Here is an 11552-nt window from a genome sequence, read left to right as displayed (position 1 = left end):
ACAAGCCCCCCACCCCCCCCCCCCGGGGGGCCCCCCCCCCCCCCCCCGGGGGGCCCCCCGGCGGCCCGGGGGGGGGGGGGGGCCGCGGGGGGCCCGCCCCCCCCGCCCCTTCGTCGCGTCTGCGGGTTTCCCCGGCCGGGTGAGGCCTTTCGCGGCCCCGGGAGGCCCCTACGACCAGGCGGCGACGAAATAGCCCACGCCGTACGGGGCGTCCTCGTACAGCAGCCGCCCGTCGAGGCCCGCGCCCTCGGCGGCACCCGCCAGCACCTGCCAGGGGGCCCGGCCGGCGGCCTGGAGCTCGGCCGCGAGCCGCGCGTCGAGTGCGGCGAGCGCGGCGACGTCGGCCGTGCCCAGCGCGCGGGCGGCGGCCGCGTCGAAGGCGGCGGCGCGCTCGTCGAGGTAGCCGGGCGCCTTGAGGGTCCGGCAGGCGCTGCCGTCGCCCATGACCAGCAGTGCCACCCGGGCGTCGCGCGCGGCGAGCTCCCGGCCGGCTTCGAGGCACCGGTCGGTCTCCAGCGGCTCCCCGACCCCGAACCCCTCGACGGGGGCGGCGCCCCAGCGCGCACGGCGCAACAGCCAGGCGCCCACGGTGAGCGACGGGGGCAGCATGCGCGGCCCCTCCTCGCCCTCCCCGAGCTGTACGTGGGCCTCGACGCCGAATCCGTGGAAGGTGCCGCGGGCGCCCTGCGGGTAGGGCCCGCGGTGGTCGTGGTCGGCGGCCCCGACCACGACCAGGAGGTCGGGCCGGGAGGCGGCGAGCACGGCGAGCGCGTCGGAGCAGGCGGTACGGGCGTCGCCGAGTTCGGCGGCGGCCCCGGCGGCGACCTCCGGCACGAGCAGCGGCGGGGCGGGACAGACGGCAGCGGCTACGAGCATGATCCGCAGCCTAGCCGCCCGCGCCGGTGCCGGGTCAGTCGATCGCGCAGCCCGAGGTCGGCGCCGGCAGGGGGGCCGGGACGCCCAGGGTCGGGATGCCGAGCATGACGCCCGCCGGCTGGGCCGGGGCGGCGTTGCGCTTCGCCCAGGCGTCGCCGGCGCGGGTGCGGCGTACGGTCCGCGTGGGGCCCTCGGCGAGCAGGTGGTGGGGGGCCGCGTAGGTGATGTCCACGGTGACCACGTCACCCGGGCGGACGTCCGAGTCCGGCTTCGTGAAGTGGACCAGGCGGTTGTCGGGGGCGCGGCCCGAGAGGCGGTGGGTGGCGCCGTCCTTGCGGCCCTCGCCCTCCGCGACCATGACCTCCAGGGTGCGGCCGACCTGCTTCTTGTTCTCCTCCCAGGAGATCTCCTCCTGGAGGGCCACCAGGCGCATGTAGCGGTCCTGGACGACCTCCTTGGGGATCTGCCCGTCCATGTCGGCCGCGGGGGTGCCGGGCCGCTTGGAGTACTGGAAGGTGAAGGCGCTCGCGAAGCGGGCCTCGCGCACGGTGTGCATCGTCTGCTGGAAGTCCTCCTCCGTCTCACCGGGGAAGCCCACGATGATGTCGGTGGAGATCGCGGCGTGCGGGATCGCGGCGCGGACCTTCTCGATGATGCCGAGGAATCGCTCCTGCCGGTACGACCGGCGCATCGCCTTGAGGATCGGGTCCGAGCCGGACTGCAGCGGCATGTGGAGCTGCGGCATCACGTTCGGGGTCTCGGCCATCGCCGCGATCACGTCGTCCGTGAAGTCGCGGGGGTGCGGGGAGGTGAAGCGGACCCGCTCCAGGCCCTCGATCTGCCCGCAGGCGCGCAGCAGCTTGCTGAACGCCTCGCGGTCGCCGAGGTCCGAGCCGTACGCGTTCACGTTCTGGCCGAGCAGGGTGATCTCCGAGACGCCCTCGGCGACCAGGGCCTCCACCTCGGCGAGGATGTCGCCGGGACGGCGGTCCTCCTCCTTGCCGCGCAGCGCCGGGACGATGCAGAAGGTGCAGGTGTTGTTGCAGCCGACGGAGATCGAGACCCAGGCGGCGTACGCGGACTCGCGGCGGGTCGGCAGCGTCGAGGGGAACGCCTCCAGCGACTCGGCGATCTCGACCTGCGCCTCCTCCTGGATACGGGCGCGCTCCAGCAGCACGGGGAGCTTGCCGATGTTGTGCGTGCCGAAGACGACGTCGACCCAGGGGGCCCGCTTGACGATCGTGTCGCGGTCCTTCTGCGCGAGGCAGCCGCCGACGGCGATCTGCATGCCGGGGCGCTTGGTCTTCATCGGGGCGAGCCGGCCGAGGTTGCCGTACAGCTTGTTGTCGGCGTTCTCGCGGACGGCGCATGTGTTGAACACCACCACGTCTGCGTCCCCGTCGGAGCCTTCGGGCGCACGCGTGTAGCCCGCGCCCTCCAGCAGACCGGCCAGCCGCTCGGAGTCGTGCACGTTCATCTGGCACCCGTAGGTGCGCACCTCGTATGTTCCCTTGACGTCCACTGCCGTGCTCCGGTCGCTGCTGCTGGTCATGCAACAAGGGTAGGCGGTACCCGGGAGCGCTCCGGTCGGCGTCCTCGTGACAGGACGGCGGTCGGGTGGCAGGATCGCGCCCATGCCTCTCGTACCGCCCCGGATCAGCAGGCGCCAAGCCCTGCGGGCCCTGGTGGCCGTACTCGCCGTGCTCGGCGTCCTGCTCTGGTGGCTGAAACCGTTCGGTGAGCCGGAGCTCAAGGGTGAGCTGACCTTCAGCACGGGTGTCAAAAACGGGGTCTACCACCTGTACGGACAGCTGCTGGAACAGCGGCTGAGGCTGGACATGCCCGGGGTGAAGGTACGGCTGGAGACCAGCGAGGGCTCGCAGCAGAACCTCCAGCGGGTGGCCTCCGGGGAGGCCGACTTCACGGTGGCGACGGCCGACGCGGTCGCCAAGTACCAGCAGGAGATGAAGCCCGGTTCGGACGATCTGCGCGGGTGCGCGCGGCTCTACGACGACTACGTGCAGCTGGTCGTGCCCGCCGGCTCGCCGGTGCAGTCGACGCGGGAGCTGCGCGGCAAGCGGGTCGCGATAGGCCAGCCGGGATCCGGGGTGCGGCTCATCTCCGACCGGCTGCTGACGGCGGCCGGGCTGGATTCGGCCAAGGACATCACTCCGGTGTCCATCGGCATCGACACCATGCCCGCCGAGCTGGAGGCCGGCCGGATCGACGCGTTCTTCTGGTCCGGCGGGCTCCCCACGAACGCGGTGCGCGAGCTGTCGGAACGGTTCGACATCCGGCTCGTGCAGCTCGGCGACCTGGTGGAGCCGCTGCAGGCGAGCGGGAGCCCGGCGCGGTACTACCGGGCGGCGGTGATGCCGCAGGACGCGTACGCGCGTGCGCGCAACACCAGCGCGGTGGCGACCCTGGCGGTGCCGAACCTGCTGGTGACCACGGCGCGGACGGACCCCCAGCTGACGGAGCGGTTCACGCGCACGGTGATCCTCAGCCGCGACAGGATCGGGCAAAAGGTGCACGCGGCGCAGCTCGTGGACCTCCGGACGGCCATCTACACCGCTCCCCTCGACCTGCACGAGGGCGCGATGCGGTACTACCGCTCGGTCAAGCCCTGAGCCGCCCCGGCCGTCACGGGGACGGCAGGAGCATCGTCGCCGCGGCGGCGGCGCCGATCAGGCCCGCGTGCGTGCCCAGGCTCGCCGGGACCACCCGCACGTCGCGCACGAAGGACAGCGTGGCGTAGGCGGCGAGGTGCCGGCGGATCGGGGCGAAGAGGATGTCGCCGGAGGCGGCGACGCCGCCCCCGATGACCGCGATGTCCGTCTCGACCAGGGTCGCGGTGGCCCCGATGGCCGCCGCCAGGGCGCGGCCCGCGCGGTCGAAGGCGGCCAGGGCGACCGGGTCGCCAGCCTCGGCGGCCGCGGCCACGCCTGCCGCCGTCGCGTCGCCGCCGGGCTCCGCGGGGGTCCAGCCCTGAGTCAGGGCCCAGCGGGCGATGGCGGTGCCGGAGGCGATCGACTCGACGCAGCCGTGGCCGCCGCAGGCACAGGGCTCCCCGTCGAAGGCGACGCTGATGTGGCCGATGTGACCGGCGTTGCCGGTGGGGCCGGGGTGGAGCTTGTTGTTCAGGATGAGGCCGCCGCCGACGCCCGTGGAGACCACCATGCAGAGCGCGTTCGCGTGCCCCTGGGCCGCGCCCAGCCAGTGTTCCGCCGCGGTCATCGCCACGCCGTCACCGGCCAGTACGGTCGGCACCGCCGCCCCGTCGGCTCCTCGTGCCCCGTGCGCCGCGAGCTCCGCCTCGACCCGGGCCTGGACCGGGAACTCCCGCCACGCCCCGATGTTGACCGGGCTGACCGTGCCCCGGGAGGCGTCCACCGGGCCCGCGCTGCCGATCCCGCAGCGGACCGCCGACGACCACAGCGGCGAGCGGGACAGCTCGGCGACGACCTCGGTCACCGCCGCCATGACGGCGTCCGCGTCCCTGTCCGCGCCGCGCGGGGTCGGGCGCCGCGTCGTTGCCGACATCGTGCCGTCGGGGTGGACCAGCGCCCCGGCGATCTTCGTTCCGCCGATGTCGATCGCCACCGTCAGCCCGTCCGCCGCGGCTCCGGCTCGCGGTGTGGGGCAGGGGGTGGTGGTGGGCGTGGTCACGGTGGCGGCTCCAGGAAGGGGTCAGGAATCAGTATGCGCCGCGGCTGCGGCCGTACTCTCGCGCGGCTCCAGGCGCGGCTGCTCGCTCTGGCGCACCCCGGCCGGCCTTCCGTCGAGCACGGCGAGGAGCTCCTCGGCGGCAAGTCGGCCGAAGCCCGCGGTGTCCCGCACGAGGGCGGTGAGCCGGGGGTGGGTGACCCGGCAGAGCGCGGAGTCGTCCCAGGCCACGACCGAGAGCCTGCCCGGTACGGGGATGGCCAGTTCGGCGGCGACCGCGATCCCGGCGACGGCCATCACGTCGTTGTCGTAGACGAGCGCGGTGGGGGGCTCGGGCTCGGCCAGGACCCGGCGGGTGGCCGCCGCGCCCTCGGCATCGGAGTAGTCGGTGACCACGGAACGCACCCGGTCGGGTCCCAGGCCCCGCCGCGCGGCCTCGGTCCGCAGCGACTCGATCCGGCGGGCCGTGTGGGCGAGGCCGGGGAGCCCGGCGATGTGCGCGATCCGGCGGTGGCCCAGCCCGTGGAGGTGGTCCAGGACCTGGGCCATGGCTCCGGCGTCGTCGGCCCGGACCGAGGAGAGCGTGCCCGCGGGGTGGGAGTGACCGTGGGCGTGGCCGTGGGAAGGGGCCTGGGAAGGACCGGGGGAAGGTGCCTCGCCCACCATGACGGCCGGCAGGGCCAGCTGTCCTAGGAGATCCGGCCGCGGGTCCGTCGTGCGCGGGTCGACGACGAGGACTCCGTCGACCCGCCGCTCGGCCCACCAGCGGCGGTAGACGGCGCATTCGGCGTCGATGTCCTCGACGACCTGGAACAGCAGGGCGGTCCGGGCTGCGGAGAGGACCTCCTGTATCCCGGAGACGAGCTGGAGGAAGAAGGACTCGACGCCGAGTGTGTGGGCGGGCCGGGCCAGCACGAGTCCGACGGCCCCGGAGCGCTCGCCGGACAGGGCGCGCGCGGCGCTGTTGGCCTGCCAGCCGAGCTCCTCGGCGACGCGGCGGATCCGGGCGCGGGTGTCCTGGGAGACCCCCGGCCGGTCGTTGAGCGCGAACGACACGGCACTTTCCGACACCCCGGCCTGGCGGGCGATGTCCTTGATCGTGGGTCTACGGGCCATGGCCTGCCTCATCCTCCGGTGACGCGGACTGCGATGGCCAGACCGTACGCGATCTCGCCCCGGCGGGACGCCGTGACCGAAATATCGCTGTCCATTTCCACACACCGCCTTGCGGCCGTTCACAACTAAAGCGCATTAGTTTCGCCAGGCCAAGATGGACAGAACCCTTGTGCCAACAGGGCTGAAGCGCATAAGTAGGCGGCCGGGAGGCCCTGTTGACTTTCCTCATCCGCACCGGCAGGTTGTGGCCCACCCGGTGAATTCCCCAGAACTCCAGGACGCCTTGTGCACGAACACGCGCTCCGATTCGGTGCCAACTACACGCCGTCCCGCGGCTGGTTCCACCACTGGCTGGACTTCGACCTCGACGAGGTCAGGGCCGACCTCGACTCGATCGCCGCGCTCGGGCTGGACCACATCCGCGTGTTCCCGCTGTGGCCGCTGTTCCAACCGAACCGGACGCTGATCCGGCCGCGCGCGGTCGAGCAGCTCGTCGAGCTCGCCGACGCGGCCGCCGAGCGCGGGCTCGACGTCGACGTGGACGGCCTGCAAGGTCACTTGTCGAGTTTCGACTTCCTGCCCGCCTGGACCCGGACCTGGCACCGGCGCAACATGTTCACCGACCCCGACGTGGTCGCCGCCCAGGAGGAGTACCTGCGCACGCTGGCCGGCGCCCTGGCTGACCGGCCGAACTTCCTGGGCATGACGGTGGGCAACGAGATCAACCAGTTCGCCGGCGCCCCCCACCCGGACCCCGACGAGATCACCCGGGAGCAGGCGGGCCACTGGCTGGAGCGGATGCTCGCCGCCTGCGAGGAGGGGGCGCCCGGCCGGTTCCACGTGCACGCCGAGTACGACGCCGCCTGGTACCAGGACGGGCACCCCTTCACCGTCGCCCAGGCCGCGCGGCTGGGCGCGGCAACCGCCGTGCACTCCTGGGTGTTCAACGGCACCGCGCAGCGCCATGGCCCGGCGGGGACGGCTACCGAACACCACGCCGCGTACCTGATCGAGCTGTCGAAGGCCTGGGCCCGGGACCCGCACCGGCCGGTGTGGCTCCAGGAGGTCGGCGCGCCCGCGCCGCTGATCGGGCCGGAGCGCGCGGCCCGGTTCACCGAGGCCACCGTGGCGAACGCGCTGGACTGCCCGGACCTGTGGGGCGTGACCTGGTGGTGCTCGCACGACGTGTCGCGCGGGCTCGCGGACTTCCCGGAGCTGGAGTACGGCCTCGGCCTGCTCACCAACGACCGCCGGACCAAGCCGGCCGGCGCCGCCATCGCGCGTATCACCGAAGCGTGGCGGGGCCGCGAGCACCGCCCGGCCGTACGGTCCACCGCGCTGGTGGTCGACGTCGGCGGGGCGGAGGCGGCGCCACGGCGTTCGGTCTGCGCTCCCGGCGGCGCGTTCTTCGAGGCCTGGGCGGCACTCACCGCGGACGGAGTGCGGCCCGCCGTCGTGCTGGCCGAGCTCGCCGAGGACCCCGCGCACCTTTCCGCGCGCGGCATCACCGAGGTACTGCGCGTCCCCGACCTGACCTGACGCCTATCCGGAGGAGCCCGCATGTCCGAGACCGACGACGGAGTCGACCCTCGTACGCACGTGCCCACACCCGCGCCCGTGCACCCGCCCGGGCCCGCCTCCGTACGGCCGCCGACCCGGCGCGCGGTACTGGCCGCCGGGGCCGGGGCGGCCGCGCTGCTGGGCGCCCCGGCCCCGGCGTCCGCCGCCTGGGCCGGGCCGACCGCCCCCGCCACCCCGGCCCCGTCGGCCCCGCCGGACCCGCCGGACCCGGCCGACCTGACCCCGTACGCCTCGTACTGGTTCCCCGACTCGCTCCCCAAGGGCGTCCCCGGCCCCGGGATCGTGTGGCGCTCGCTCAAGCGGTGGACTCCCGAGAGCGACCCCGATCTCGCCCACAACACCGCGACCGTGCCGCTCGCGCCGCGCTTCACGCCGGTCCCGCCGCACCCGGGCGCCCGGGCCGGCCAGGCCCGGATCGCCTCTCTCGTCTCCTTCGGGCCCACCGCGCAAAACCCGTCCCAGGGCTCGGCCACCGCCGACTACTACGCGCTCACGCACTGGGCGTACATCGACGAGCTGGTCTTCTGGGGCGGCTCCTCCGGCGAGGGCATCGTGCTCGCGCCGAACGCGCCCGTGATCGACGCCGCCCACCGCAACGGGGTCCGCGTCCTGGGCAATGTGTTCCTGCCGCCCGCGGCTTACGGCGGGGACCTCCAGTGGACCCGCGACCTGGTCCAGCGGGACTCCCTGGGCCGCTTCCCCATCGCGGAGCAGCTGGTGCGGGTGGCGACCGCGTACGGCTTCGACGGCTGGTTCGTCAACGCCGAGACCGACGGCGGTGACAGCGAACTCGCCTCCAGGATGCGGGAGTTCCTGCGGGCCCTGCGAGCGGCGGGCGAGCCGCACGGTCTGCGGATCACCTGGTACGACGCGATGGACACGACCGGCCGGGTCGGCTGGCAGGGCGCCCTCAACGAACTCAACCAGGAGTTCTTCGAGGGCCGCGCCGGGAAGGTCGCGGACACGATGTTCGTGGACTTCCGCTGGACGCCGCAGAGCCTGGCCGAATCCGGCGCGCTCGCGCAGCGCCTGGGCCGCTCCCGCCACGAACTGTGGGCCGCCGTGGACACGGAGGCCAACGGCTGGAATTCCGCCGTCCGCTGGGACGCGATCATCCCGCGCGGGGGCGACCACGTCGTCAGCTACGGCTTCTACCGGCCCGAGTGGACCCGCAACCACCTCACCGACCGCTCCCCCGGCGCCTTCCACCGGGCCGACGACCGGTTCTGGACGGGCGAGTCCCTGGACCCCGCCCGGCCGGCGCCCGAATCGGGCTGGCGGGCACCCGCCACGGCCGTCGCCGACCGGTCCACGGTCACCTCGCTGCCCTTCGCCTGCGCCTTCAACACCGGGCACGGGGAGCGCTGGTACGAGGACGGCGCGGCGGTCTCCGACACCCCCTGGAACCACCTCGGGCTCCAGGACCGGCTCCCGGGCCGCCGCTGGGTCGTGGACACCGCCGGGGAGCGGCCCGCCGTGACCCTGGACTTCGCGCGTGCCTGGCGCGGCGGCTCCAGCCTGCTGGTCGCGGGCACCCTGACCGCCCCGGCAGCGGTGGGGCTGCACGCCACCCGGCTCCCCCTCACCCGCTCCACCGTCCTGGAGCTGGTGCACGCCGCCGAGTCGGGCCCGGTCGCGGTGGAGGTCGGCGTTGCCACCCGCGAGCCGGCCACTTCGGGCGAACCGGTCCCGTACACCTGGATCCGCGCGGACTCCCGCGGCACGGGGCAGGCCTGGCGCCGGTCGCGGGTCGGGCTCGCGGCCCTGGCCGGGAAGACGGCGTACGGACTGGCCGTACGGATCACCGGGCTCGGGAAGAGACCCGTGGTGTGGCGGCTCGGGGCCCTGTCGCTACGTGAGGCCGCCGCCGACCGGCGCCCGGCGTCTCCCGCCGCCCTGACCGTGGACGCCTCGGCCCGCCGGGAGGACCGGGCCTGGCTGCGCCTGTCGTGGCGCCGGGCGGCCGGGCCGGTCCGGCACTACGAGGTGTCCCGGGTCCTGCCCGGCGGCAGCCGCCGCTTCCTCGGCGGCACCTGCGGCGCCGCCCTCTACGTGGCCTCCGTGCGCCGCTCCGGCCGGGAGCGGGCGGCCGCCTTCGAGGTCCGGGCCGTGAACGAGCTGTACGCGGTCTCCGCCCCGGCCCGTACGGCCCTCGCCTGGTAGCGGCGTCAGGAGGTGTGGGGGTCGGTGCGCGGCACGGCCACCGTCACCCGCAGCCCGTGCGGCGGGTTCGTCTCGTAAGTGAGCGACCCGCCGCCCGCGGCGAGCAGGGCGCGGGAGATCGACAGGCCGAGCCCGGAGCCCTTGATGTTCTGGTGGCGGCCGCTGCGCCAGAACCGGTCGCCGACGCGGAGCAGCTCGTCCTCGTTGAGGCCGGGACCGCGGTCGGCGACGACCACACGGACGGTACGTCCGGCGGCCTCGACGGAAACCTCGACGTCCGCACCCGCGGGGGTGAACTTCAGGGCGTTGTCGATGACGGCGTCGAGCGCGCTGGACAGGGCGATGGGGTCGGCCCAGCCGGTGACGGCGGACCGGCCCGTCTCCGTGAGCCGTACGCCCTTCTCCTCGGCGTACGGACGCCAGGCGGCGACCCGCTCGGCGGCCAGTGCCCCGATGTCGGTGAGGCTGATCTCGGCGGAGGCGTGCTCGGCCAGCGCCAGGTCCAGCAGGTCGTCGAGGACCTGCGTCAGGCGCTTGCCCTCGGCGCGCACGGAAGCGATCTCCTCGTTGCCCTCGGGGAGTTCGAGGGCGAGCAGCTCGATCCGCAGGAGCAGCGCCGCGAGCGGGTTGCGCAGCTGGTGGGAGGCGTCCGCGACGAACGCGCGCTGCTGTTCCAGTACCTCTTCGACGTTGTCGGCCATCTCGTTGAACGAAGCGGCCAGGCGTTGGAGTTCCGGCGGTCCGCCGGCGGCCGCGACCCGCGAGTTCATCCGGCCGGTGGCGATCCCGTGGGCGGCGGCGTCGAGGGTCCGCACGGGCTTGAGGACCCAGCTGGTGAGCCGCAGGGCGGCGCCGAAGGCGACCAGCATGGCGGCGGCGAGCCCGCTCGCGATGAGCAGCCAGCCCCTGAGGATCCGGCCCCGCATGAGGTCGGTGGGTGATTCGGTGGCGACGACGGCGACCACGTCCCCGTCGAGGACCACCGGGGAGGCGACGATCAGCTTGCCGTGGGTCTGCCAGGGCCACACCTGCGGGGGATCGTGGCTGCGCCGCCCGGCGAGCGCCTCCTGGAAGGCGCGGCGGCCCTCGCCGGTTTCGGGGAGCTCCCACCAACTGGGGGACCGGGCGATGGCGTTGTCGTCGCGGCGGAAGATGCCGACGCGCACGCCGTACAGCTCCTGGTAGCGGGCCAGTTCGAGCTGGAGGATCGCGTGGCGCTCGTCGGAGCCGTTGGATCCGGCGCCTTCGGCGTCGATGACGAACTGGGCCAGGGCGGCGAAGCGGGCACTGTCGTCGATGCGGTCGACGACGACCCGCTGCTGCTGCCCGGCGGCCAGGCTCACGGCGAGCGGGAAGCCCAGCGCGAGGAGGGTGCCCGCCATCAGGACGACGAGCAGCGGGAGGAGCCTGGCGCGCACGACAGGACCCCGCTAGGGCGCGGCCGGGGCGACGAGCCGGTAGCCCACCCCGCGGACGGTCTCGATGAGGGCGGGCATGCGCAGCTTGGAGCGCAGCGAGGCGACGTGGACCTCCAGGGTCCGCCCGGTCCCCTCCCAGCTGGTGCGCCACACCTCGCTGATGATCTGCTCGCGGCGGAAGACGACACCGGGCCGCTGCGCGAGCAGCGCCAGCAGGTCGAACTCCTTGCGGGTGAGCGGTACGTCGACGCCGTCGACGCTGACCCGGCGGGTGGGCAGCTCGATGCTGACGGGGCCCATCCGGACGACGGCGGGGGCGCCCGTCCCGGTGGCGGCGGCCTCCTCGGAGGCGCCGGTGCGCCGGGCGACGGCGTGGATGCGGGCGAGGAGTTCGCCGGTGTCGTAGGGCTTGGTCACGTAGTCGTCGGCGCCCATGTTCAGGCCGTGGATGCGGGAGCGCACGTCGGCCCGCGCGGTCACCATGATGACGGGCGTGGCGGTGCGCTTGCGGATCTTGCCGCACACCTCGTAGCCGTCCTGGTCGGGCAGGCCGAGGTCGAGCAGGATCACCCCGTAGGGATGGGCGGCGGGCTGGGCTCCGGCGGGCAGCAGGGCCTGGAGGGCCTCCTCGCCGTTGCGGGCGTGGGTGACCTGGAAGCCGTGCCGGGCGAGGATCGCGGACAGGGCGGCGGCGACGTGGTCGTCGTCCTCGACGAGCAGCAGTCTCATGTC

At 74.3% G+C, this 11552-nt stretch carries 9 protein-coding genes; 3 read left to right on the top strand and 6 right to left on the bottom strand.

Features of this window, described 5'->3' with window-relative positions:
• Window positions 1–168 precede the first annotated feature (168 nt).
• Both ACFYOB_RS09485 and miaB read right to left on the bottom strand, forming a co-directional pair.
• A complete protein-coding gene (locus tag ACFYOB_RS09485; protein ID WP_388556933.1) occupies window positions 169–876 on the bottom strand; it encodes a class III extradiol dioxygenase subunit B-like domain-containing protein in 708 nt (235 codons plus the stop codon).
• 34 nt (window positions 877–910) lie between these two features.
• Entirely contained in the window at window positions 911–2428 is a 1518-nt protein-coding gene (gene miaB, locus ACFYOB_RS09480) for a tRNA (N6-isopentenyl adenosine(37)-C2)-methylthiotransferase MiaB (protein ID WP_388556931.1), read from the bottom strand.
• Between the two features lie 82 nt (window positions 2429–2510).
• Between miaB and ACFYOB_RS09475 the strand changes: the two genes are divergently transcribed.
• Window positions 2511–3506, top strand: a complete 996-nt coding sequence (locus ACFYOB_RS09475) for a TAXI family TRAP transporter solute-binding subunit (protein ID WP_388556927.1) — start codon at window positions 2511–2513, stop codon at window positions 3504–3506.
• Window positions 3507–3519: 13 nt separating this feature from the next.
• Here ACFYOB_RS09475 and ACFYOB_RS09470 read toward each other — a convergent pair whose 3' ends face one another.
• Together ACFYOB_RS09470 and ACFYOB_RS09465 are read right to left on the bottom strand one after the other, a co-directional pair.
• Window positions 3520–4545 (bottom strand): ROK family protein, encoded by a 1026-nt coding sequence (locus ACFYOB_RS09470; protein ID WP_388556924.1) that lies wholly within the window; start codon window positions 4543–4545, stop codon window positions 3520–3522.
• A gap of 21 nt (window positions 4546–4566) precedes the next feature.
• Complete coding sequence (locus ACFYOB_RS09465) at window positions 4567–5658, bottom strand: LacI family DNA-binding transcriptional regulator (RefSeq protein ID WP_388556921.1); 1092 nt, start codon at window positions 5656–5658, stop codon at window positions 4567–4569.
• 285 nt (window positions 5659–5943) lie between these two features.
• Here ACFYOB_RS09465 and ACFYOB_RS09460 point away from each other — a divergent pair, with 285 nt between their 5' ends.
• Window positions 5944–7197 (top strand): glycosyl hydrolase, encoded by a 1254-nt coding sequence (locus ACFYOB_RS09460; protein ID WP_388556918.1) that lies wholly within the window; start codon window positions 5944–5946, stop codon window positions 7195–7197.
• Window positions 7198–7218: 21 nt separating this feature from the next.
• On the top strand, window positions 7219–9402 hold the full coding sequence (locus ACFYOB_RS09455) for an endo-beta-N-acetylglucosaminidase (RefSeq protein ID WP_388556915.1): 2184 nt from the start codon (window positions 7219–7221) through the stop codon (window positions 9400–9402).
• Between the two features lie 5 nt (window positions 9403–9407).
• Here ACFYOB_RS09455 and ACFYOB_RS09450 read toward each other — a convergent pair whose 3' ends face one another.
• On the bottom strand, window positions 9408–10820 hold the full coding sequence (locus ACFYOB_RS09450; RefSeq protein WP_388556912.1) for an ATP-binding protein: 1413 nt from the start codon (window positions 10818–10820) through the stop codon (window positions 9408–9410).
• A gap of 12 nt (window positions 10821–10832) precedes the next feature.
• Window positions 10833–11549, bottom strand: a complete 717-nt coding sequence (locus tag ACFYOB_RS09445) for a response regulator transcription factor (RefSeq protein WP_388556909.1) — start codon at window positions 11547–11549, stop codon at window positions 10833–10835.
• Window positions 11550–11552 lie beyond the last annotated feature (3 nt).

Origin of the sequence: Streptomyces sp. NPDC006463 (assembly GCF_042870715.1) — a bacterium.
In the GTDB taxonomy this organism is placed as follows: Bacteria; Actinomycetota; Actinomycetes; order Streptomycetales; family Streptomycetaceae; genus Streptomyces.
This window is presented reverse-complemented; position numbering and strand designations above follow the sequence as displayed.